Raw genomic sequence first — 22,738 nt, forward strand, 5'->3', positions numbered from 1 at the left:
CATATAGGAAAGAAGTCAGCCTATATGGCTCCTACCGTAAGGGACATGACGAAGACGCAGGAGAACACCGAGATCCGTCCCTTCACCGTCGCGATCGAGCAGGCCGAGCTCGACGACCTGCACGCGCGACTCGCCCGCACCCGGCTGCCCCGTCCGGCGGCGGCCGACGACTGGGCGCTCGGCACCCCGAACGGCTACCTGCGCGAGACCGTCGAGTACTGGCGCGCCTCGTTCGACTGGCGGGCGGCCGAGGCGCGGATGAACGAGTTCCCGCACCACCTCACCGAGATCGAGGGCCAGACCGTCCACTTCGTCCACGTGCCGTCCCCGGAGGCGGGCGCGACGCCGCTGCTCCTGCTGCACACCTACCCCGGCTCGTTCGCCGACTTCCTCGACATGATCGGCCCGCTCACCGACCCCGTCGCGCACGGCGGCCGCGCCGAGGACGCGTTCTCGGTGGTCGTCCCGTCGCTCCCCGGCTTCGGCTTCAGCACCCCGCTGAACGGCGGCGGCTGGACGCAGGCGCGGGTCGCCCGCGTCCTCGACGCCCTGATGCGCCGCCTCGGCTACGACTCCTACGGCGCGCACGGCAGCGACATGGGCGCGATGCTCTGCCGCGAGCTGGGGCTGCTGGACCCGCCCGGATTCCTCGGGATGCACGTCCTCCAGCTGTTCTCCTTCCCGTCCGGTGACCCCGCGGAGTTCGAGGGGTTCGGCCCGAAGGAGTACGCGGCGCTGGAGCACATGCAGTGGTTCCAGTCGGTCGGCGGCTACAACGCGATGAACGCCGCCCGGCCCCAGACGATCGGCGCGGCGATCGCGGACTCGCCCGTGGGGCAGCTCGCCTACAGCGAGCTGCTCAACTCCTTCGGCAACGGGACCAGCCTCGTGACCATCGACCAGATCCTGACGCAGGTGTCCCTCTACTGGTTCACCAACACCCAGGCCACCGCGAGCCGGTACTACTACGAGGAGGCCCGCGCGGAGGCCGAGCCCGCGGTCAACACCGCCCCGACGGGCGTCGCGGTCTTCGCCGACGACTTCCAGACGATCAGGTCGCTCGCCGAACGCGACAACACGAGCATCGTGCACTGGAGCGAGTTCCCGAGGGCGGGCCACTTCGCCGCGATGGAGGCCCCCGGCGACGTCGCGTCCGACGTCCGGACGTTCTTCGCCGGGCTGCGCGCGGCCTGAGACGACCACGGCGGTCCCGGTTCCGGGCCTTCGGGCTCGGAACCGGGACCGCCGTGGTCTCGCGTGCCGTCAGCCCGTCAGAGACGCTCGATGATGGTGGCGTTGGCCTGGCCGCCGCCCTCGCACATCGTCTGGAGGCCGTAGCGGCCGCCGGTGCGCTCGAGCTCGTGCAGGAGCTTGGTGAGCAGGATGCCGCCGGTGGCGCCCAGCGGGTGGCCGGTGGCGATGGCGCCGCCGTTGGGGTTCATCTTCTCGAGGGACGCGCCGGTGTCGCGGGCCCACGCCAGCGGGACCGGGGCGAACGCCTCGTTGACCTCGAAGACGTCGATGTCGTCGATCTTGAGGCCGGCACGGTCGAGGGCCTTCTCGGTGGCGGGGATCGGGCCGGTCAGCATGTAGACCGGGTCCGATCCGACCACCGCGAGGGTGTGGATGCGGGCGCGCGGGGTGAGGTCGTACCGCTTGACGGCCTCCTCGGACGCGATCATCACGGCGGACGCGCCGATGGAGACCTGCGACGACACGGCGGCGGTGATGCGGCCGCCCTCGCGCAGCACCTTCAGGCCCGCCATCTTCTCCAGGGTGGTGTCGGGGCGGGCGCCCTCGTCCTTGGTCAGCCCGGCGAGCGGGGCGATCTCCCGGTCGAAGTAGCCGGCCTCGATGGCCTTGGCGGCCCGCCGGTGGCTCTCCAGCGCGAACTTCTCCATGTCCGCGCGGCTGAAGTCCCACTTCTCGGCCATCAGCTCGGCGCCGCGGAACTGCGAGATCTCCTGCTTGCCGTACCGCTCGCCCCAGCCCTCGCCGTAGGGGAAGTCCAGCCCCTGGACGATGCTGGCGCCCATCGGCACCTTCGCCATGTGCTCGACGCCGGAGGCGACGACGAGGTCCTGGGTGCCCGACAGGACGCCCTGGGCGGCGAAGTGGATCGCCTGCTGCGACGACCCGCACTGCCGGTCGATGGTCACGCCGGGCACGCCCTCCGGCAGACCCGCCGACAGCCACGCGGTGCGCGCGATGTCGAGGGCCTGGGGGCCGACCTGCATGACGCAGCCCATGATGTTGTCCTCGACCGCGGACGGGTCGGCCCCGGTCCGGTCGACGAGCTCCTTGAGCACGTGCGCCCCGAGGTCGGCGGGGTGCACGTCCTTGAGGGCGCCCTTCCTGGTGCCGACGGGGGTACGGACCGCGCCGACGATGTACGCCTCGGCCACTACGCCTCCAACTGTCTGGGTTCCGTCCCGAAACCGAGTGTGATTCGGTCAGTCAGTATGAGATTACAGGGCCGAAGGCGCAACGGTATGTGGCGGGGGTTACGCGGATGCCGCGGTGGCGCCGCGCATCGTCTCGCCGTCCGCGTCGTCGCCCAGGGACGCGCGGGCCAGGCGGGACAGGACGTCCGCGAGTTCGGGATGGTCCTCGGGCGACCAGCCCCGGACGTGTTCGGCGAGGCCCTCGCGGCGCGCGGTGAACAGCCGTTCGGCGACCGTCCGGCCCGGCCCGGTGATCGCCAGCACGCCGTCGCGCCGCTCGACGAGGCCGCCGGCGACGAGCCGGTCGACGAACGGGCGTCCGGTTTCGGCCGGGACACCCGCACGGTCGGCGAGGTCCGTGCCGCGCACCGTCCCGTCCCGGGCGATCCGGCACAGCGCCCACATGCTCCCCGCCGGCAGGTCCACCCCCGCGAGGCGGCCCAGCTTCGCGTACAGCTCGCGGGCGCGCGGGTCGCGGCGCATCAGCTCGCTCAGGCACCGCTCCATCTCGTGCCGGGACGACCGGACGGTCGGCGCCGCGCCGAACCCCTCGCCGTAGTCGTGCGTCCGGGACGTCTCGCGCAGCGGCGTCTCGCGCAGGAACAGGGCCAGCAGGAAGCCGACGGCGGCGACCGGGACGGCCCAGAAGAACACGGTGCCGATCGAGTCGGCGTAGGCGGCCAGCACCTCGTTGCGCACCCCCGGCGGGTACCGGTCGAGCATCCCCGGGTCCCCCTGGACGGCCCCGGGGTCCAGGCCCGGGGGCAGGTCGCGGGCGATCGCGGCGACGTTGCCGGCCAGCGCGTTGCTGAACACCGCCCCGAAGACCGCCACCCCGAACGAGCCGCCGATCTGCCGGAAGAACGTCACCCCGGACGTCGCCGCGCCGAGGTCCTCGTACGGGACGGCGTTCTGCACGGCGATCACGAGGATCTGCAGGACCATCCCGAGGCCGAGCCCGAGCAGCGCGAACCGCAGGCTCATCGCGAGCGTCGAGGACGTCTCGTCCAGCCGCGACAGCAGGAGCAGCGCGACCGCGATGAGCGGCGTGCCGGCGACCGGGAACACCTTGTACCGGCCGGTCCGGCTGACGATCTGGCCGGAGCCGATCGAGGTCAGCAGCATCCCGAGCATCATCGGCAGCAGGTGGACGCCCGACAGCGTCGGCGAGACACCGTGCACGACCTGCAGGAAGATCGGCAGGAACGTCAGGGCGCCGAACATCGCGAAGCCGACGACGAACCCCACCGCCGACCCGATCGCGAAGACCGGATGGGCGAGCAGCTTCGGCGGCATGACCGGTTCGGCGGCGCGCCGCTCGACCAGCACCCAGACCGCGATCAGCACGACCGACGCCCCGGCGAGCCCGATGATCTGCGGGGAGATCCAGTCGTAGGTCGTCCCGCCCCAGGTCGTCACCAGCACCAGGCCGACCGCCCAGCCGACGATCAGCAGCGTCCCGAGGTAGTCGATGCGGTGCCGTTCCCGCTCCTCCCGCGCGTGCAGCACCGCCGCGACCACGGCGAGCGCCACGATGCCGATCGGCAGGTTGATGTAGAACACCCACCGCCACGACAGGTTGTCGACGAACCACCCGCCGAGCAGCGGCCCGCACACGCTCGCCACGCCGAACACCGCGCCGAACAGCCCCTGGTACCGGCCCCGCTCGCGGGGCGGCACGACCTCCCCGACGATCGCGATGGCCAGCACCATCAGCCCGCCGCCGCCGAGCCCCTGCAGCGCCCGGAACAGGATCAGCTCGGTCATCCCCTGCGCGATCCCGCACAGCGCCGACCCGATCAGGAAGATGACGATCGAGGTCTGGAACAGCCGCTTGCGCCCGTACTGGTCGCCGAGCTTGCCCCACAGCGGCGTGGACGCCGTCGCCGCCAGCAGGTACGCCGTCACCACCCACGACAGGTGGTTCAGCCCGCCGAGATCGCTGACGATCGTCGGCAGCGCCGTCGACACGATCGTCTGGTCGAGCGCCGCGAGCAGCAGCGCGAGCATGAGCGCACCGAGGATCGCGTACAGCTCCCTGCCCACCGGCATGGCCCGCTCGTCCCGCGCCTCCGCCACCGTCATGCCCGCAGCCCCCGCCCGTCCGTGACGTCAGGGGCCTACCCACGAGCCCGGCGGGATCACGTCACCGCAGCACGTCCCGCGCGACCTTCGCGGCGCCCAGCGCCACCGCGCTCCCGGACACCGCCAGCGCGCCCCCGGCCACCCACAGCGGCAGGCCCTTGCGGGCGCGCAGCCCGGTCACCGTGTCGAGGACGTCCACCCCGAGCCCGAGCCGGGCCCACAGCTTGCGCCCGTCCTCGCCGCTCAGCAGGTAGCCCGCCCCGAGGGCGATCTCCCGCGCGGCGAACATCCGGGTGACGTAGTCGCGGCCGGCGTCCGCGCCGCGGCCCATCCCCATCAGCCGGACGGTCAGCGCGGGCGCGGCGAACGCCGTGACGCCCAGCGCCACCCGGCTGCGCGCCATCTGCACCATCAGCTCGTCGACCTTGTCCCGCTCGTCCACTTCATTCGCATCTGCCACAACCGCGAGGGTAGCGGCCCGCCCCGCGAGCCCGACCCGCGGGTAACCCACTGCTTACACGGCTATCGTCTAGGGAGGCGGTTCTCTCCCCAGAGAAGGTGACCATGGAAGGCATCGCGGCCCTCGTCGTGACGGCCCTGCTCGTCTCGTTCGCGATCCGCTGGGCGGCGGTGAAGATGCGCCTGCCCATGCCCACCCGCATCGCGGTCATCACCGTGTTCGTGCTGGTGGCGCTCACCCTGTACGGGAGCCAACTGCCGGACTGACGCGCGGCGGGCGCGTTCAGATTATTTCCCCGGCGCCCGAACTTACCGACCCGGCGGCGAGTCATACCTGACGAACCGGCCGCACCGCCGGTCTGGACGCGCGCCCGTCCACGACCGCGACCCCGTGCGGCATGGCCGGACCGAGGGGAGCCCCGCAGTGCCGCATCCGGCGACCGTCGTCCCCGAGATCGCCTCGCACCTGAAACGGCTGCTGGACTTCGTCGACCCGCACCCGGGCGACGTCTGCCTGGACGTCGCGCGCGGGCGCGGCCCGCTGCCCGCCGTGCTCGCGCCGCGCGTCCGCCGCCTCACCGCGGTGGACGCCGCCCGCGACGGCCGCGCGTTCCACACCGGGCCAGTCCGCATGCCCGGCGACGCGCTCGAGGCCCCCGCCGCGCGGCCCCGCGCCGCCGAGGCCGGCCACGAGACCGTCCGCGCCGACGCGACGGCCCTGCCCTACCCGGACGGCTCGTTCTCCCTCGTCACCGCGCGGTTCGCGCTCTACGCGCTCGGCGACCCGCACGACGTCCTGCGCGAACTCCTGCGCGTCCGGCGTCCGGGCGGGCGCCTGATCATGGCCGATCTCGTCCGCGGCAACCTCGCCGGCACCTCGCGCGACCGCATCGAGCGGCTCCGCGACCCCGACCACCCCGGCATCCCGTCGATCGCCCGCCTCACCGAGATGATCACCACCGCGGGCGGCGCCATCCGCCGTCTCGACGTCTTCACCGTCGAGCGTCCCGCCGAGCCCTGGCTCGCCGACGCCCCGGACCCGGACGCCGCCGACCGCGTCCGCGAGGAACTCCTCGACGAGGTCGACGGCGGCCCCCGCACCGGCGCCAAGCCCCGCATCATCGGCGGCGAACTCTGGTTCACCCAAACCTGGGCGCACGTCCTCTTGGCTTAGGCGTCGGCGACAGGCCCCGGCGGGCGGCGGGATCAGCCGAGGCGCAGTTCGAACCAGACGGCTTTGCCGTCGCTCGTGGGGCGCGCGCCCCAGCGGGTGGCGAGCTGGTCGACGAGGTAGAGGCCGCGGCCGCCCTCGTCGGTCTCGCCGGCGCTGCGGATGCGCGGGAGCCGCATGTCGGTGTCGAACACCTCGACCCAGACGGCGTCGGCGCCGCGGCGGAGGCGGAGCCGGAACTCCTTGGTCGGGGGCTCGCGGCGGCCGAGGTCGGCACCGAGGTTCCAGTCGTCCTCGTCGAAGGAGTCGACCATGTCGGTGTCGAACTGGACGGGCGCGCCGAGCGGCTCCATCCCGGCGAGGATCGGGACGGCGGGCTCGCGGCGGGGCGCGGGCGTCGTGGTGGCGTGCAGGACGACGTTGGTGACGACCTCCGACACCAGCAGGCACGCGAGTTCGGCCTGCTCGTCGTGCATGCTCCAGGAGGCGAACGCGTCGGCGGCCATCCGGCGGGCCTCCGAGACCATGATCGGCTCGGCGGGGAAGGTGCGTTCGACGACGCCGAGCTCGTCGGGGGCGGTACGGATCACGACGATGGCGACGTCGTCGTCGATGTCGCCGGGGACGGCGTCGTAGGCGGCGTTCGCGATGGCCTCGACGCCGCCGCGGGCGACGTCGGCGACGGCGGCGCGGACGCGGGCGCGGCACTCCTCGCGGGTGAAGTACTCGCCGTCGTCCCTGGGGCGCCGGTCGATGAGCCCGTCGGTGTACAGCACGAGGGTGGAGCCGGGCTTGAGCTCGGTGGTCTCCTCGTTGAAGAGGATCTCGCCGCCCATGCCGGGGGCGCGCAGCCCGAGCATGCCGCCCTCGCTCTCGAAGTCGAGCTCGCTGACCTGGCCGTCCACGATCAGCAGCGGCGGGTCGTGCCCGGCGTTGGCGAACTCCAGGACGCGCGACCAGGCGTCGTACACGAAGTAGGTGCAGGAGACGAGCGGCGGGCGGACGGAGTCGTCGCTGTTCCAGCCGGACCGCATGCGCTCGGGACGGGTCATGGTGCGGACCCATTCGTCGAGCTTGCGCAGGATGTCGGCGGGCGGCTTGTCGTCCTGGGCGAAGGCGCGCAGCGCGGCGCGGAGCTGCCCCATCACGGCGGCGGCGCGGGCGCCGCGGCCCTCGACGTCGCCGATGACGAGGCCCACGCGGCCCGCGGACAGCGGGATGACGTCGTACCAGTCGCCGCCGACCTGCGTCTGGATGCCGTGCCCGTGGGATTCGAGGGGACGGGCCGGTTCGTACCGCCACGCGACCTGCAGGCCGTCCAGCGGCGGCGGGCGGTCGCCGGGCAGGAGGTGCTTCTGGAACGCGAGGGCGGTCTCGCGCTCCTCCTCGAACAGCATCGCGTTGTCGACGGCGAGGGCGACGCGCCCGGCGATGGCGCCGAGGAGGTCGCGGTCGAAGCCGTCGTAGTGCGGGTCGGGACGCTTCGACAGGTTCGACAGCGCGAGGCTCATCACGCCGAGCAGCTCGCCCCGGACGAGCAGCGGCGCGGAGATCACCGAGGTGATGCCCATCGCGTCGCCGAGCCGCTTGGACGACTCGGACGGCGCCGCGAACCGGTAGTGCATCAGGTCCTCGACCAGGACGGCGTCGCGGCGGGCCATCGCCTTGGCGCTGAAGTGGCTGGGCGGGTAGGAGACGGGCTCGCCGACCTCGGCCCACGTGCCGGGCGGCGGCTCCCAGCCGCCGGCGTGCCGGGACACCCGCCGGTGCAGGCGGTCGCCGCTGTACAGGTCGATGAAGCAGTGGTCGGCGAACTGCGGGACGAGCGTGTCGGCGACGCGGCGCAGGGTCGTCTCGAGTTCGAGGGAGCCGGCGAGGCGCTCGCCGATCCGCTCGAGGAGGCCGTACCGGTCCTGCTCGCGCTGGTTGGAGCGCAGCGCCTCCCGGGCGAAGATCACGACGCCGTCGACCGCGCCGGACGGGTGCCGCAGCGGCACCGCGTGGGCACGGGTGTAGACGGTGGTGCCGTCGGCGCGCAGGTTGCAGAAGGTGCCCTCCCACACGCCGCCCTTGAGGACGTGCTTGGCCAGCTCGGTGGCCTGCTCGTGGTCCTCCTCGGCGATGCCGAGGGACAGCACCGAATGCCCGATGATCTCGTCGCCGCCGAACCCGAACAGCTGCCGCGCGAACGAGTTGCCGTAGATGACGTTGGAGAAGCGGTCGCAGACGATGACCGCCATCTCCATCTGGTTGAGGACGGTCTCGGGCGGCAGGTGCGCCTCCACGGGCGCTTCCCCCCAACGCTTCATCTCCCCATCCCGATCACTTGCGTTCCTCGCCCGCCCGCGCCGCGCGCGCCGGTGATCACCCGGCGTCGCGGTGCGGATGCCGCGCGCGCCTCTCCCCTCGTATTGAACGACGAAACGGCCGCCGGGATACGCCCGAAAGGCACGTCGGTAAGGAGATCTTCGGTATAGACCTGCGGAGCGGGGGCCGGGGAGGGCACGCGGCGACGCTCAGGCGCGGCTGACGAACACGTGCTCGGCGATGTCGCGCGGCAGTTCCGTCTCAGGACCGTCGGCCTCGTCGTCACAGGTCACCCGCACCCCGTCATCGGTCGCCCGAAGAGTCACCTCTCGTCCCGGTTGTATCCCGATCTGCTTGAGTCTAAGCATCAGGTCGCTGTCGCTCTGCACCTGCTCGCTGATCCGCCGGATGACGGCCCCGGAGCCGGACGGGCTCGCGACGGCGGTCATCACCGACAGCGGCGTGCTCTGCACGTCCGCGCGGCTCCCGCCCAGCTCGTCCATGCCGGGGATCGGGTTGCCGTGCGGGCAGGTGGTCGGGTTGTCCAGCAGCGCGACGAGCCTGCGTTCGACGTCCTCGGACATGACGTGCTCCCAGCGGCACGCCTCGATGTGGACGTCCTCCCAGGGCAGGCCGATGACGTTCACCAGCAGGCACTCGGCGAGCCGGTGCTTGCGCATGACGCGCGTCGCGAGACCGCGGCCGCTGTCGGTCAGTTCGAGGTGCCGGTCCCCCTCGACCCGCAGGAGGCCGTCCCGCTCCATGCGCGCGACCGTCTGACTGACCGTCGGACCGCTCTGGGAGAGCCGTTCGGCGATGCGCGCGCGAAGGGGAATGATCCCCTCCTCTTCGAGTTCGAACACCGTTCGGAGGTACATCTCCGTGGTATCGATCAGGCCGTGTGAGGTCACAGCTCCCTCCAGTCTTATGGTGGCGAGTCTACTTGCTCGGCGGCCTCGTCGGCGGGCGACCGGGCAACCCCGCGAGAGCGGGTTCCGGGTAACGCGAGATGAACGTGAGAACTTCCCGCGACGCCGGAACGTTCCGCCGGGCCGCCCCGGCGGGACCGGCTCCGACCTGCGGATCGCCGCCGCCGCGCCGGGCACCCGACCGACCCGCCCGCGCCCGGCTACCGGACGGGCGCTGCTACCGGACGGGCGCGGCCGTCCGGGTGTCGTAGCGCAGCAGCGCGGGGACGGCGAGGCCCACCACGATCACGAGGATCGCGCAGGCCACGCCGCCGCCCACCCACGAGACGGTCGCGCCCGTGACGGTGGCGGTCGCGCCCGCGCGGACGTCGCCCAGCCGGGGGCCGCCCGCGACGACGACCGTGAACACGCCCTGCAGGCGGCCGCGCATGTGGTCGGGCGCGTACGTCTGCAGGATCGTCTGCCGGAACACCGACGAGATCAGGTCGGCGACGCCGCCGAGCGCGAGCAGCACGACGGCCAGCCACAGCGAGTGCGCGAGCCCGGCGGCGGCGACGGCCAGCCCCCACACGACGATCGACGCGACGAGCGCGGCACCCTGCCGCCGCACCCGTCCGACCCAGCCTGACAGCAGCCCGCCGGCGACGGCGCCGAGCGCGATCGCGGCGAACAGCCAGCCGACGGCGCCCTCGCCGCCGAACCGGGCGTCGGCGACCTCGGGGAACAGCGCCCGCGGCATCGCGACGCCCATCGCGATGATGTCGACGACGAACGACATCAGCAGCACCGGCTGGGTGGCCAGGAAGCGCAGCCCGTCGATGACCGAGCGCAGCCCCGGCGTGCCGGCGAGGTCGCCGAGCGGCGGGACGGGCGGCAGCCGCAGCGCCGCGTACAGGACGAACGTGAACAGGACGGCGTCCAGCGCGTAGGCGGCGGCGTAGTTCCAGCTCGCGAGGATCACCCCGGCCAGCAGCGGCCCGAGGAACGCGCCGCCCTGCATCACGGTGAAGTTGAGGGTGTTCGCGGCCGGGATGAGGGACCGCTCCATCAGCCGGGGGATGATCGCGCTGCGCGTCGGCGACGACACGGCGAACCCCATCGCCTGCACGGCGACCACCGCCATCAGCAGCCACAGGTTGTCCAGGCCGAGCAGTGCCTGGACGAACAGCAGCAGCGTGGCGGCCCACATCACGCAGGACGCGGCGAACAGCAGCCTGCGGCGGTCCATGTGGTCGGCGACGGCGCCGCCCCACAGCCCGAACACGATCAGCGGGACGAGGTTGACGAAGCCGAGCGCGCCGACCCAGAACGACGATCCGGTCATGTCGTACACCTGCACCGGAACGGCGACCGACGTCACCTGGAAGCCGATGAACGACACGCCCTGTCCAAGCCACAGCCGCCGGTAGGCGGGGTGGCCCAGCGGCCGGGTGTCGATCGCGACCCGCCGCCACCCGCCGCGGCCCCGTCCGGGCGGGCGCCCCTTGCCCGCGGCGGGACCGGATTGCTCGGATTCGTCGCCTTCGCCCTCGGGATTGTCAGGAGCGTCGGCGGGGGTTGGCTGCTGTTCCGATGTCACGGAGACAGTCTTACCGCCGTCCAGGGCGTGGCGGCTCCGGGGTCGTCCACAGCCTGTGGAGGGAGGTCGCGGCTGTACCTGATGCGGTCGTGGAGGCGGTCGCCGCGGCCCTGCCAGAACTCGATCGCGGCGGGGACGAGCCGGTACCCGCCCCAGAAGTCCGGCAGCGGGACGGCGCCGGGCTCGGCGGAGGCGGCGTCCGGTTCCGGCCACCGGGCGGCCAGCTCGGCGAACCTGGCCTCCAGCTCCTCCCGTCCGGAGATCACGCCGGACTGGTGCTCGCTGGCCCACGCCCCGATGCGCGAACCGTACGGGCGCGTCCGGAAGTAGGCGGCCGACTCCTCGCGCGACAGCTGGACGACCGGGCCCGCGAGGCGCACCTGCCGGTGCAGCGCGTGCCAGGGGAAGACGACCGCGCCGCGCGGGTTCCCGGCGAGGTCGCGCGCCTTGTCGGAGGTCAGGTTCGTGAAGAAGCGGAAGCCGCGGGGCCCGTACCCCTTGAGCAGGACGGTCCGGGCGCTCGGCATGCCGTCGGCGGACGCCGTGGCGAGCACCATCGCGTTCGGTTCGGCCAGCCCGGAGTCGTGCACCTCGGTGAACCAGGCGGCGAACAGCGCCAGCGGGTCGGAGGGGAGCGCCGACTCGGACAAATCGCCTCCCTCGTAGGATCTGCGGAGCCGTGCGGGGTCGGGCGTTGCGGGATCCACAGCGTCCGAGCCTCCCACCAGGGGATTGTGCATCTCACGGGACCCCTGGGTACTGGTCAGTAAGGCGGACAGGGTTCAATGGCACGGCACCGCCTTATCAGCTCTGGGGACGAAAGGCAGGACGTACATGTCCGACTTCAAACCTGGTCTCGAGGGGGTCGTTGCCTTCGAGACGGAGATCGCCGAACCGGACAAGGAGGGCGGCGCCCTCCGGTACCGGGGCGTGGACATCGAGGATCTCGTCGGCCGCGTCTCCTTCGGCGACGCCTGGGGCCTGCTGGTCGACGACAGCTTCGACCCCGGCCTGGCGCCCGCCGACCCCCACCTCCTGCCGGTCACCTCCGGCGACGTCCGCGTCGACGTGCAGAGCGCGCTCCCGACCCTCGCGCCCGCGTACGGGATGCGCCCGCTGCTGGACATCACCGACGAGGAGGCCCGCGCCGACCTCGCCCGCGTGTCGGTGACCGCCCTGTCGTTCGTGGCGCAGTCCGCGCGCGGCGTCGGCGTCCCCATGGTCCCGCAGGCGCGAATCGACGAGGCGAAGACGATCACCGAGCGGTTCATGGTCCGCTGGCGCGGCGAGCCCGACCCCAAGCACGTCGCCGCCATCGACGCCTACTGGGTCTCGGCCGCCGAGCACGGCATGAACGCCTCGACGTTCACCGCGCGCGTCATCGCCTCCACCGGGGCGGACGTCGCGGCGAGCATCTCCGGCGCGATCGGCGCGATGTCCGGCCCGCTGCACGGCGGCGCCCCCGCCCGCGTCCTGCCGATGATCGAGAAGGTGGAGCAGCTCGGGGACGCCCGCAAGGTCGTCGCCGGCATCCTCGACTCGGGCGAGCGGCTGATGGGCTTCGGCCACCGCGTCTACCGCGCCGAGGACCCGCGCGCCCGCGTGCTGCGCCGTACCGCCAAGGAGCTGGACGCGCCGCGCTTCGAGGCCGCGAAGGCGCTGGAGGACGCGGCCCTCGCCGAGCTGCGCGAGCGCCGCCCCGACCGCCCCATCGAGACGAACGTCGAGTTCTGGGCCGCGGTCATCCTGGACTTCGCCGACGTCCCCACGGCGATGATGCCCGCCATGTTCACGTGCGGCCGCACCGCCGGCTGGGCGGCGCACATCCTCGAGCAGAAGCGCACCGGACGTCTCGTCCGGCCGAGCGCGAAGTACGTCGGCCCCGGCACCCGCTCGATCGAGTCGGTGCACGGTGCGCAGGACGTCCTCAAGCGCGCCTAGCCCGGCGCGCCTCACAGCGTACGTGCTCAGGCCCCCGGTCCGCCGGGGGCCTCGCCCGTTCCGGGCCCCTACCTGTCCGCCTCCGGCGGGCATTGCGCCTTCCCCTGCCCCTTCGCGATGAGCTTCCCGCAGACCTGCAGGACCTCGATCTCCCCGTCCGGTCCGGACAGTTCCCCGGCGATGGGATCGTAGTCGGAGTAGAAGGCCTGCGGGGGGCTGATCGCCGATCCAGCGCGGTGACGACGAGCGACTCGAAGCCCGGACCCCCGTCGCCCTCGGATCATTGGACGCAGGCGAGTCCGAAATAGCCCGAAACTTTCCAGGTTCGGCCGACTGCGGGGACGTGCGCTCGCTTGGCATCATGGGCACGTGAACGACGAACCGACGCTTCACCAGGACGAACCGCTCGAAGGCGACATCGGCCCCGCGGCGTCCGCGACGTCGGGCACCGGCTCCGCCGGGCTCGGCGCGTCCTACGACTACGGCTCCCCCGCCGAGCGGCGCGCCGCGATCCACCGGTACGAGGCCGAGCGGGAGCGGCGGCGCCGCCGCACCGACGCCGCCGCGGGCCGGATCGCCGCCCTCCTCGCGGCCGTCCTGCTGGCGTTCATGACCTACGACTCGGGACGGACGGCGCTGGAGGCGCACCGGCGCGGCGACGACTGGCTGTTCCCGCCCGGCGCGCTCGCCATCGCCTGCGGGATCGCCTTCGCCGTCATCATCGTGAGGGTCCTCCGGCGCGGCCCGCAGCAGGTGAAGTAGCCTTCTGCGAGTGACCGACGCGAATCCAGCCATAGACATCCCCGCCGACATCAAGCCCGCCGACGGCCGCTTCGGGTGCGGTCCGTCCAAGGTCCGTCCCGAGCAACTCGCCGCGCTCGCCGGGTCCGGTTCGACGTACCTGGGGACCTCGCACCGGCAGAAGCCGGTGAAGTCGCTGGTCGGCCGGGTCCGCGAGGGCCTGGCGCAGCTGTTCTCCCTGCCCGAGGGGTACGAGGTGCTGCTGAGCAACGGCGGCACCACCGCGTTCTGGGACGCCGCCGCGTTCGGCCTCGTCCGGCAGCGGTCGCAGCACCTGACGTTCGGCGAGTTCTCCAGCAAGTTCGCCAAGGTCACCACGGGCGCGCCCTGGCTGGGCGCACCGACCGTCATCTCCGCGCAGCCCGGCACGCACCCCGAGCCGGCCGCCGAGGAGGGCGTGGACGTCTACGCGCTCACCCACAACGAGACCTCGACCGGCGTCGCGATGCCGATCCGGCGCCCGGCGGGCACGACCGCCGACGAGGCGCTCGTGCTGGTGGACGCGACGTCCGGTGCGGGCGGCCTGCCCGTGGACGTCGCCGAGACCGACGTGTACTACTTCGCGCCGCAGAAGTGCTTCGCCTCCGACGGCGGCCTGTGGGTCGGGCTGGCGTCCCCGGCGGCGCTGGCGCGGATCGAGGAGATCGCCCAGTCCGACCGGTACGTCCCGGAGTTCTTCAACCTGAAGACCGTCGTGGACAACTCCGCCAAGGACCAGACCTACAACACCCCGGCCGTGTCCACGCTGCTGCTGCTCGCCGAGCAGATCGAGTGGATGAACGGGAACGGCGGCCTGGAGTGGACGACGTCGCGCACCGCCGACTCGTCCCAGCGGCTGTACACGTGGGCCGAGAAGACCGCGTACACGACGCCGTTCGTGACCGACCCGGCGCAGCGCTCCCGCGTCGTCGGGACGGTCGACTTCAACGACGACGTGGACGCGGCGGCCGTCGCGAAGATCCTGCGCGCGAACGGGATCGTCGACACCGAGCCGTACCGCAAGCTGGGCCGCAACCAGCTGCGCATCGGCATGTTCCCGGCGATCGACCCGGCCGACGTGGAGGCGCTGACGGCCTGCATCGACTTCGTCGTCGAGCGGCTCTGACCGTCCGGCCGCCCGGGGGCACCTTCGCGGCCCCCGGGCGGGCACCGGAACCCAACGGGCGGCGGATCAGCGGGGAAGGTCGAACCGTCCGGTCTTCGCGGTGCCGAGGAAGGCGTTCCAGGCGTCCGGGGCGAAGCCCAGGACAGGCCCGCCCGGATCCTTGGAGTCCCGCGCCAGCACAAGCGCCTCATTGAACGCCACCTCAACACAGTGGCCCTCCTGTGTGCTTCGGCTGCTCGTTCGCCAAGTGCCGACTTCCACGCACTGACCACCGTTGCCGGTGCTGCGTCTGCTCTTGCGCCACACGACGTGGGTCATGTCCATGGGCCACCTGTACTTTCGTAGGTTGATGGACTCAAGATATTTCTTCGGTCGCTGAAGTGATCAAGTAGCGCGAGTCGTCGCGACCAAAGGCTTGCGCGCGGAGGTGATTGAAGATTTGGAGGTAACCGCCAACTTCGTCCAGTTTCTCCAAGTATAGGCCACCCTGTCGGTATTCGACGTACACCACGTCCGGGTCGGCGGGCTCGGGAAAGCCAAGGAGAGTGAAGCCTCCTTGCATCGCCGGATGCGCTCCCGCGGTGAAGGGAAGTACTTGGATTGTGATGTTCGGGCGGCGTGACAGCTCGGCGAGCAGGTTCAACTGCTCGCACATGGTGGCTCGACCGCCTACAAGGCGGCGTATCCCTGCCTCGCTGAGGACGAACCACATGGCCGGGGCATCCTCAGCCTCAAGGAGCCGCTTCTGGCGTCCTTGTCGAAGTGCGACCCGACGCTCGATCTCCTCGTCAGACGGGATGCTCGGCTCGGCTAGGTAGGTTGCTCGGGCGTATGCCTCAGTTTGGAGGAGACCAGGGATGACCTCCGACTGGTAGTCCTGGATCGAGGACGCCTCTTCTTCGAGACCGACATAGACCTGGAACCAGTTAGGCATCGTGGAGCTGAAGGGGTGCCACCACCCGCGCTTGCGGGCGTCCTTGGCGACCTGGAGGAATGCCTCGCGGTCATCGCCGGTGATGCCGTATACCTCCAGCATCAGGGCGACCTCGCCGACACGTGCGCCGCTCTGTCCCGTCTCGATCCGGGTGATGGTCACGGGTGCGCAACCGATGCGTTCGGCCACCTGCTCACGGGTGAGACCTGACTCCTTACGCAGTCGGCGGAGTTCTGCGGCCACGCGGCGCTTGCGGACCGTAGGGCTCTTACGGGCGGTCATTTTGTCCTCCTTTTGATGCATTCGGGCGACCTGCCACCAAGCTCAAGGGAAACAAACTGCGATAGTTCAGTTCGTTTCTCTTGCATATTGGACGTCATCGAAGCACACTCTGACCATAGCGACCATCACGCACGGTGTTGTCGTGATCACGGAAGTTCGTCGGGAGTTCGTGGTCACGCGCGTGCCTGGACGAAGGGTGACCCGACCATGACGAGCGAACGATCGCCGCACTCGGTGCGGTTCGGGCTTCTGGCCCACTTGTGTTACACGCTGCGGGAGCGGCAGGACTGCACGTCGTTGCTCGCGAACCCCCGGCGCGGCGAGTGCGTCCTGTGGGTGCCGTATCCGGCCGCTCCCCAGCGGCGGCTCGGCGTCGCGGCCGTCGACCACCACGGCCGGTGGCTCTACGCCTTCGGCGACCGCTGGAGCATGGCCGAAGACCCGGGCGAGGCCGCGGCGCACGTCGCGTGGGCGGTGAAAGGGCGGTGACGCGCAAGCACCTGGGCACCTGCGTCATCCCGTCGGCGCCGCAGAACGTCTCCAACGGGCGCCGCTGGCTGCTCGGACGTCTCGAACCCCTTCTCGGCCCGGGACACACCGCCTGCGACGACAGCGTCCTGCTGCTGTCAGAGGCCCTCACCAACGCGGTCGTACACGGCGGCGGCGACATCGTGGAGGTTGACGCGTACGTCAGTGACGGCGCCGTCCGCATCGAGATCACCGATGGCGGCGCGGACACGGTCCCGCACTACCTCGACGACCCCGGCGGCGTGCACGGGCGCGGCTTGCCGATCATGCGGATGCTCACCCGTACCTGGGGCTTCGAGCAGCTCGACGACGGACGGCTGCGCTTCTGGTTCGAGGTCTCGCACGGGGACGGCCGACGCCCGTCCCAAGCACGCTACGACGGGGGCCGCGACGAGCCCCCGACCCCCGTGGTGGCCAGGACGCCGCCGCGTCCGGGCTCGCCGACCGCGGCGAGCCCCCGACCCCCTCCGCCGACGCCGCCCACCCCACCGACCACTGATCACACCTTCCCGGCAACACGATGGTCGGCGACTTGCGAGTTCTTACGGCCGCCGCCGTGGGAATGGTGAAGATGCACTCTCTGTGTTCTCTCGGCGGCAGGTGGAGCGGAGCGTCGTGAACAACCGGCTCGGCGAGATTGTCCGGGATGCTCGAGTTCGTCGAGGCTGGTCTCAACAGAGGTTGGGTGAGGAGCTGCACTGCTCGGCTTCGAGGATTTCTCGTTTGGAGTCGGGCACGCAGCAGTTGCGTGATCTGGAGACCCTGCAACGGTTGTCCGTCGTCTTGGGGATCCCGGCCGCCGCGTTGGGCATCGCGGCTAACGTGGCGAACGAGTCACGAGTGCTGGAGGATGATCCCGTGCGCCGAAGGCAGCTCCTGACCAACCTCGCGGTAACTGCGGTGGCCGCACTCCCGGGAATGACGTCCGCTCCCCGGACCGAGACGAATCCTGGAGACCTCCTGGTCGGCCGTCTGCGGGACGTGGTTCTCGGATCAGGGCCCGCACCGTTGGACGGAACACCGCAGATGCTGCGGACCCAGCTGGCGGCGTCGATCCGAGACTTCGACGCCTGCAGGTTCACCCGCCTCGCCGGTGACCTACCTCAGTTGCTGGCCACCGGCCACGCTCTTGCCAAAGAGAATGGTGAGGATCCGCAGATCAGTGCGTTGCTGGCGGAGATCTATACGCTCGCGACACGGATGCTGATCAAGCTAGATGATCAGCAGCTCGGTTGGATGTTCGCCGACCGCGCCCGCATACTCGCCAGTTCTGGCGAGGCGCCGGTGATCGCCGGTGAAGCCGCTCGGAATCTGGCGGTCTTGGCGCGCAAAGCGGGCTGGTATGAGCAGGCGGCATCGATCGCCTTGTCGGCCGCCGAGAGCCCGGGGCTCAACGGCGACGATCCCCGAGCCGATGCCGAGCGTGGACTGCTGGTGATGAGCGCGGCCTACACCGCCGCGCGGTCTGGTGACCGGTCCGAGATGCGGAAGCTCACCGACCGGGCCGAGTCGATCGCCCAAGGAATCGGCGGCGGGGTCCTGCTACGCGACCACGGCGGCGGTTTCGGGACAGCAGCCGTCCAGCTGCACCGGATTTCGGCCGAGCACTGGGCAGGCGATCCGAGCGCGGCGGTGGCGGCGGCGAAAAAGGTTCATCCGCGGATGCTCCCGACCGTTGAACGGCGGACCCGCTACTACACCGACGTGGCCCGCGCTTACGGGACGTGGGGCCGCCGGGAGGAATGCGTCAGGGCGCTGTTGGCCGCCGAACGGATCGCTCCGGAGGAGACGCACGCCCGTCCCGCGGTACGGGATCTGGTCTCCAGTCTGCTGGTGACGGGAAGGACGTCGCCGGAACTGCAGGGCCTGGCGATCCGATGCTCGATCAGTTGACCGGCGCGGTGCCCCGAGTGGGAATCCAGTAGTAGCAGGCGCTGCCGTCGATGTTGACCAACTCACCGCCGTTGGCGTCGATCACCCGCCGTGACCCGGTGTTGTTGACGTGGACGGTGAGCAGTGCCCGGTCGACTCCGGCGGCATGGGCGATCGGGAGGGCGGCGGCGAGCATGGCGGTGGCATGGCCACGGCGTCGCAAGCTGGGCCGGACGTTGTAGGCGATGTGCCCACCCCACCGCTTCAGTGCGCTGGTGAGGCGATGGTTCACGCAGACCGACCCGACGTAGGCCGAGGCCGGAGCGTCGCGGTCGATCGCCCACAAGAGAGTGAAGGGCACCGGCTCATCTGGCGCGTTCACCGGGTTGGGGTAGCGTCCGGCGATCAGGTCGTCGACGTACCGGTCCAGCCGGTCGCCCTCGCTCAACTCGTCGGTGGTGAAGCCGTCGGCTTTGCGGCTGTCATCGACGTCCTGGAACTCGCGCATCGCGGCGAGGAAGGACCGCAGGACCGCCGGGTCGTGTGTGGGCCGCTCCAGTTGCAACGCTCTCTCCCTCTTCGTGTTCAGGCGCGCAGCAACTCGCACACCCTAGCGAGCTCGTCGCCGTTCAGCGGCGGCAGCTGGACGGCTTCCTGCGCCTGAAGCCAGTGGCCTGCCGTCGACGCCGACAGCAGAACCCCATGAACGGCCGGAACCGAAGAGGTCACCAGCAATGCCGCCTGGACCGGGTCGAGGCCCGGCCGGATGGCATGCGCGAGCTCAGCGCCCACCAGGCTAACCAGCTCGGCCCCGTGGAGCGGGGAGGACGCCCAGATCCGAAGGCCCGCGCCGCCGGCCTGCACCAGCGGCCCACGGCCGTGCAACGCCTCCTGGACCGCACCGAGATGGACCAGGCTGACCGGCAGCTGAATTGCTGTCAGGTGATGCTCGCCGCCGGCAGCGGCGGAAGCGGCCTCCAGGAGGCCGGGGACGGTGAACGCACCGTCGGCCAGTCCCGCCCAGGTCGACACCCCGTATCCGGTGATCCGTCCCTCCTCGACCGCCTGCTCACAGACCGCGAACGCTGCGGTGATCGCTTCGTGAAGCCGCCGGGGATCGTAGTGCGAACAGGACTCGGGGTTGTGCAGGTACAACACGTCCAGCCGACGGCGGCCGAGTTCGGCTCTGTTCGCCTCGATCTGAACGGCGACGTAGTCCGGCGCGATCGAGTACCGGTGACCGGCATCGGCGACATCGAGGCATCCCGCACGCACTGCCGCGTCGGCCTGCCGCCCGGTCATGTACCCGACCTTCGTCGAGACGCCGATCGCCGGGTATGCGGCCAGCGTCCCGGCGAGGGCGGGCTGGGCCGCCCCCGCGCCGTAGACGGGGGCGGTGTCGATCCATGGCGTGCCGTGGGCGGCTGCAGCCTCAGCGGCCTGGCCGACGTCCCGGCACCGGTAAGTGCCCAGCCCGAGGATCGTCACGACCGCTCCTGGGCTTCGAGCACGCCCGCGCGCAGTAGTTCGGTCGCCATCTCCGCCACCTGCTCGGGCGTCAGGCAGGTGAGGGCCGCCAGTTCCCCGATACTGGCCTGACGGCCGGAAGCGAGGGCTTGGACCAGCGGTTCGGCCGCTCGCGCGAGGATCCAGCGTTTTCGCCCGGCCTCCAGCTGTACGGTCTCGGCTTCCGTGGTAACGACCGGCCGCGGCGCGGTGAGCCGCACGTCGATGTGAGGGTCTGGGGGCAGGGTCGGGTGGACGGCGAGGGGAAGGCTGAAGGCCGCGGCGGGTCGGTCGGCGATGTCCCTGGCGGCGAGGTAATCGTCGATCAGCTCCGGGGCGTTGAGCCGTTCGGTGACGATCTCGCCGACCTTGTGGCGCCACCGCGCCTGCTCCCGCGTGCTGAGTGTGCGTGGAAGGTCGGCGCGCAGCAGGTCCTGCCCGCGAAGGTCGTCGACGAGCCAGTCGAGAAGGTCGATGCCCGTGTGGGTGGTGAGCCCGCATGACAGATGCAGGGACGGCTGTCCCTCGCTCGCGGCGGCCGCATGCCACCAGCCGCGCGGGATGTGCAGCACATCTCCGGCGCGCAGCGTGAACTCCTCTATCGGCTTGTCGGGCGGGGTGTCTGCGAAGGCGGTGTCGCGGTACATCGGGGACGGGCGGGTCGGGCCGTAGATCCGCCACCGCTTGGCACCGGAGATGTGCAGGACGATGACGTCGTGGTCGTCCCAGTGCGTCCCGAATCCTTCCGTCGAAGTCCAGGATGCGTAGGCATTGGCTTGGACACCGGTGCGCAGGTCACGGGACAACGCGTGCAGCAGGTCGCCGATCGGCGGGTGCATCTCCTCGATCGCGTCCAGAACCAGGGTGGCGCCGTTGCGGAGTTGTTCGGCGACCAGGTGAGCGAGCGGGGCGTTCCAGGGGGGCATCCGCCGGAAGGTGCGGTGCTCGCAGTACAGATGGGTGGGGATGGTGTCGGAGTCCTTGGCCAGGCGGAGCCTGGGCGGCTCCAGCCGGTGAGTGCCCAGGAGGGTGTTGAGCGCCTGCCAGGTGAGCAGATGCGCGAACCGGTCCTCCTGGCCGTCGGGGGCGCGGTGCAGCGTGTGTGTCCGGCCCAGGTGCCGGGCGAGGAAGTCCTCGCCCAGCACCTGGCCCACCAGGTCGGTGATCATCAGTCGTTAGCGTCCGACTTGCCGCAGGAGCCGCCGTCCGACGGCTGGGTGGCGCGGCCTCGGGCCGCGACGATCTCCTCGACGGCCACGATCAGGCCGTCGCTGGGAACAGTGGAGTGGTCCACGTCGAGCTCCCCTCATCCGAGGTTGGGTACCTCGACCATCGCCGCACCGTCGGCCTGGGCCAAGAGCGATCCCACCCGTTGCACGGTCGCGTGCAGATTCTGCAAACCCGCTGGACGGAGGAGAATCTCCGTGATCACGGTGGCTGCGTCCGAGCCCGGGGGAACGCCGGGCCGCATTCTGGATGAGACGCACGCATCTCAGGTGGGCGGTTCGAGGGCGGCACCGGGCCGAATAAGCTCGCAAGTGTGAATCGCGCGCCCCAATGGTTGCTCCCCACCGTGCTGACCGCGCTTGTCCTAGCCGTGGTCATCGGCGCGCTGCTGAATTGATCGGCATGTTGACCGGCGGTGGGCCCCGGGCGGGGCCGGACGGGCGGCGGGCGCGTGTCGCGGGTCCGGCGCAGGACAGGGATGATCAGCACATGCCGTTCCACCGCCGCTTTCTCAGCGTGTCACTTGTCGCGGCGGGCGCCGTCGGCGGCGCCGCCCTGCTCGGGCCGCCTGCCACGGCCGATCCCAACGCCGCCCCGGCGGCGGCGGCCGACGGGACCGAGGAGTTCCGGATCCGCGACCCGCGCATCACCGAGTCCAGCGGGCTGGCGGTGAGCGCCCGGCATTCCGGCGTGGTCTACACGCACAACGACTCCGGCGGCGTCCCGCAGATCTTCGCGCTCGGCCCCGACGGGCGCACCCGGGCCGTTCTGACGCTGAGCGGCGCGGGGGCCCGCGACTGGGAGGCCATGGCGGTCGGCGAGGACGAGCGGGGCCGCCCGGCGATCTTCGTGGCGGACATCGGCGACAACCTCGGCGGCGCCTGGCCGCACGTGACGATCTACCGGGTGCCCGAGCCGGGGACGCTGCGCGACCGGACGCTGGCGGCCACCGAGTTCAAGGTCCGGTACGCCGACGGCCCGCGCAACGCCGAAGGCATGATGATCAACCCGAAGACCAACCGGATCTACGTGGTCAGCAAGCTGTGGGGCGGCAAGGTGTACGAGGCCCCGGCGGACCTGCGGACGCGGGGCTACAACACGCTGCGGGAGGTCGCGGACGCGCCCGCCATGGCGACCGGCGCGGCGTTCGCCCCCGACGGCCGGACCTGCGTGATCCGCACGTACTTCGGCGCGAGCGTGTACGAGGTCGGGGCGGACGGCCGTCCGGGCGAGCGGATCGGGTCGGTGGACGTGCCGGGCCAGGAGCAGGGCGAGGCGATCACGTACACGGCGGACGGCCGGAGCGTGCTCGTCTCGTCGGAGGGCGCGGAGCAGCCGGTGTACCGGGTGCCGCTGCCGGAGGAGGCGCTGCCGGCCCCGGAGAGCGCGCAGGGCGGCGGACCGGGCGATGGCGCGCCGGAGGGCCGGGGCGGCGACGAGGCCGCCGAGGAGGGCCGCCGCGACGCGTCCGGGACGCGCGTGGGCCTGTTCCTCGCCCTCGCGATCGCGGGGGCGGCGGGGTACGGGTGGCTGCGGAACCGGAGGGGGCGCACGTGACCCCGGCGACC

The 22,738-nt window shown here is 71.4% G+C and carries 23 protein-coding genes; 10 read left to right on the forward strand and 13 right to left on the reverse strand.

The features are described from left to right. The first annotated feature begins 45 nt into the window (after nucleotides 1-45). A complete protein-coding gene (locus F7P10_RS12950; RefSeq protein WP_151009570.1) occupies nucleotides 46-1,194 on the forward strand; it encodes an epoxide hydrolase family protein in 1,149 nt (382 codons plus the stop codon). Between the two features lie 77 nt (nucleotides 1,195-1,271). Here the strand turns inward: F7P10_RS12950 and F7P10_RS12955 are convergent, their stop codons facing one another. The 3 genes from F7P10_RS12955 to F7P10_RS12965 all read right to left on the reverse strand — a co-directional run bounded on the left by F7P10_RS12955 (nucleotide 1,272) and on the right by F7P10_RS12965 (nucleotide 4,989). Next, complete coding sequence (locus tag F7P10_RS12955) at nucleotides 1,272-2,405, reverse strand: acetyl-CoA C-acetyltransferase (RefSeq protein WP_151009571.1); 1,134 nt, start codon at nucleotides 2,403-2,405, stop codon at nucleotides 1,272-1,274. Nucleotides 2,406-2,504: 99 nt separating this feature from the next. Beyond that, nucleotides 2,505-4,529, reverse strand: coding sequence for an MFS transporter (locus tag F7P10_RS12960; protein ID WP_151009572.1), 2,025 nt, complete (start codon nucleotides 4,527-4,529; stop codon nucleotides 2,505-2,507). A 61-nt stretch (nucleotides 4,530-4,590) separates the two neighbouring features. Beyond that, entirely contained in the window at nucleotides 4,591-4,989 is a 399-nt protein-coding gene (locus F7P10_RS12965) for a hypothetical protein (RefSeq protein ID WP_254716579.1), read from the reverse strand. Nucleotides 4,990-5,093: 104 nt separating this feature from the next. Here F7P10_RS12965 and F7P10_RS42280 point away from each other — a divergent pair, with 104 nt between their 5' ends. Then, nucleotides 5,094-5,255 carry a hypothetical protein gene (locus F7P10_RS42280; protein WP_176611447.1) on the forward strand — a complete coding sequence of 54 codons (162 nt, stop codon included), beginning with the start codon at nucleotides 5,094-5,096 and terminating at the stop codon, nucleotides 5,253-5,255. A 157-nt stretch (nucleotides 5,256-5,412) separates the two neighbouring features. Next, on the forward strand, nucleotides 5,413-6,162 hold the full coding sequence (locus F7P10_RS12970) for a class I SAM-dependent methyltransferase (protein WP_151009573.1): 750 nt from the start codon (nucleotides 5,413-5,415) through the stop codon (nucleotides 6,160-6,162). A gap of 32 nt (nucleotides 6,163-6,194) precedes the next feature. Here F7P10_RS12970 and F7P10_RS12975 read toward each other — a convergent pair whose 3' ends face one another. The 4 genes from F7P10_RS12975 to pdxH all read right to left on the reverse strand — a co-directional run bounded on the left by F7P10_RS12975 (nucleotide 6,195) and on the right by pdxH (nucleotide 11,714). Beyond that, nucleotides 6,195-8,468 (reverse strand): SpoIIE family protein phosphatase, encoded by a 2,274-nt coding sequence (locus tag F7P10_RS12975; RefSeq protein ID WP_151009574.1) that lies wholly within the window; start codon nucleotides 8,466-8,468, stop codon nucleotides 6,195-6,197. 207 nt (nucleotides 8,469-8,675) lie between these two features. Beyond that, the gene (locus F7P10_RS12980) at nucleotides 8,676-9,377 is read right to left on the reverse strand and encodes a metal-dependent transcriptional regulator (protein WP_151009575.1); all 702 of its coding nucleotides are present in this window, start codon (nucleotides 9,375-9,377) and stop codon (nucleotides 8,676-8,678) included. Nucleotides 9,378-9,612: 235 nt separating this feature from the next. Continuing rightward, a complete protein-coding gene (locus F7P10_RS12985; protein WP_151009576.1) occupies nucleotides 9,613-10,974 on the reverse strand; it encodes an MFS transporter in 1,362 nt (453 codons plus the stop codon). Next, nucleotides 10,971-11,714 (reverse strand): pyridoxamine 5'-phosphate oxidase, encoded by a 744-nt coding sequence (gene pdxH, locus F7P10_RS12990; RefSeq protein WP_151009577.1) that lies wholly within the window; start codon nucleotides 11,712-11,714, stop codon nucleotides 10,971-10,973. Before pdxH ends, F7P10_RS12985 begins: the two co-directional genes overlap by 4 nt. 94 nt (nucleotides 11,715-11,808) lie before the next feature. Between pdxH and F7P10_RS12995 the strand changes: the two genes are divergently transcribed. The 3 genes from F7P10_RS12995 (at nucleotide 11,809) to serC (ending at nucleotide 14,821) form a co-directional block, all read left to right on the forward strand. Beyond that, the gene (locus F7P10_RS12995; RefSeq protein ID WP_151009578.1) at nucleotides 11,809-12,915 is read left to right on the forward strand and encodes a citrate synthase 2; all 1,107 of its coding nucleotides are present in this window, start codon (nucleotides 11,809-11,811) and stop codon (nucleotides 12,913-12,915) included. A 369-nt stretch (nucleotides 12,916-13,284) separates the two neighbouring features. After that, a complete protein-coding gene (locus F7P10_RS13000) occupies nucleotides 13,285-13,677 on the forward strand; it encodes a hypothetical protein (RefSeq protein WP_151009579.1) in 393 nt (130 codons plus the stop codon). A gap of 10 nt (nucleotides 13,678-13,687) precedes the next feature. Next, entirely contained in the window at nucleotides 13,688-14,821 is a 1,134-nt protein-coding gene (gene serC / locus F7P10_RS13005) for a phosphoserine transaminase (RefSeq protein WP_151009580.1), read from the forward strand. Between the two features lie 66 nt (nucleotides 14,822-14,887). Here serC and F7P10_RS13010 read toward each other — a convergent pair whose 3' ends face one another. Further along, nucleotides 14,888-15,145 (reverse strand): DUF397 domain-containing protein, encoded by a 258-nt coding sequence (locus F7P10_RS13010; protein ID WP_151009581.1) that lies wholly within the window; start codon nucleotides 15,143-15,145, stop codon nucleotides 14,888-14,890. 31 nt (nucleotides 15,146-15,176) lie between these two features. Next, on the reverse strand, nucleotides 15,177-16,037 hold the full coding sequence (locus F7P10_RS13015) for a helix-turn-helix transcriptional regulator (protein WP_151009582.1): 861 nt from the start codon (nucleotides 16,035-16,037) through the stop codon (nucleotides 15,177-15,179). Nucleotides 16,038-16,244: 207 nt separating this feature from the next. Here F7P10_RS13015 and F7P10_RS42285 point away from each other — a divergent pair, with 207 nt between their 5' ends. The 3 genes from F7P10_RS42285 to F7P10_RS13025 are packed head-to-tail and all read left to right on the forward strand — an operon-like array spanning nucleotide 16,245 to nucleotide 18,458. Then, a complete protein-coding gene (locus tag F7P10_RS42285; RefSeq protein ID WP_176611448.1) occupies nucleotides 16,245-16,526 on the forward strand; it encodes a hypothetical protein in 282 nt (93 codons plus the stop codon). Continuing rightward, nucleotides 16,523-17,134 carry an ATP-binding protein gene (locus F7P10_RS43260; protein WP_218040478.1) on the forward strand — a complete coding sequence of 204 codons (612 nt, stop codon included), beginning with the start codon at nucleotides 16,523-16,525 and terminating at the stop codon, nucleotides 17,132-17,134. The genes F7P10_RS42285 and F7P10_RS43260 overlap by 4 nt, the downstream gene beginning before the upstream one ends. Before the next feature lie 46 nt (nucleotides 17,135-17,180). Further along, complete coding sequence (locus F7P10_RS13025; RefSeq protein ID WP_218040479.1) at nucleotides 17,181-18,458, forward strand: helix-turn-helix transcriptional regulator; 1,278 nt, start codon at nucleotides 17,181-17,183, stop codon at nucleotides 18,456-18,458. Here F7P10_RS13025 and F7P10_RS13030 read toward each other — a convergent pair. The 4 genes from F7P10_RS13030 to F7P10_RS45070 are packed head-to-tail and all read right to left on the reverse strand — an operon-like array spanning nucleotide 18,451 to nucleotide 21,237. Further along, nucleotides 18,451-19,002: a GNAT family N-acetyltransferase gene (locus tag F7P10_RS13030; protein ID WP_218040480.1), complete on the reverse strand. Its 552-nt coding sequence runs from the start codon at nucleotides 19,000-19,002 to the stop codon at nucleotides 18,451-18,453. The two genes, F7P10_RS13025 and F7P10_RS13030, sit on opposite strands and share 8 nt — an antisense overlap. A gap of 20 nt (nucleotides 19,003-19,022) precedes the next feature. Then, nucleotides 19,023-19,925, reverse strand: coding sequence for an aldo/keto reductase (locus F7P10_RS13035; RefSeq protein WP_151009584.1), 903 nt, complete (start codon nucleotides 19,923-19,925; stop codon nucleotides 19,023-19,025). Further along, complete coding sequence (locus F7P10_RS13040) at nucleotides 19,922-21,112, reverse strand: cupin domain-containing protein (RefSeq protein WP_151009585.1); 1,191 nt, start codon at nucleotides 21,110-21,112, stop codon at nucleotides 19,922-19,924. The genes F7P10_RS13035 and F7P10_RS13040 overlap by 4 nt, the downstream gene beginning before the upstream one ends. Then, on the reverse strand, nucleotides 21,112-21,237 hold the full coding sequence (locus F7P10_RS45070) for a hypothetical protein (RefSeq protein WP_302851467.1): 126 nt from the start codon (nucleotides 21,235-21,237) through the stop codon (nucleotides 21,112-21,114). Before F7P10_RS45070 ends, F7P10_RS13040 begins: the two co-directional genes overlap by 1 nt. A gap of 422 nt (nucleotides 21,238-21,659) precedes the next feature. On the opposite strand from F7P10_RS45070, the gene F7P10_RS13045 reads away from it, so the two are divergent. After that, nucleotides 21,660-22,727, forward strand: coding sequence for a hypothetical protein (locus F7P10_RS13045; protein ID WP_151009586.1), 1,068 nt, complete (start codon nucleotides 21,660-21,662; stop codon nucleotides 22,725-22,727). Nucleotides 22,728-22,738: the final 11 nt, after the last annotated feature.

Origin of the sequence: Actinomadura sp. WMMB 499, assembly GCF_008824145.1 — a bacterium.
In the GTDB taxonomy this organism is placed as follows: domain Bacteria; phylum Actinomycetota; class Actinomycetes; order Streptosporangiales; family Streptosporangiaceae; genus Spirillospora.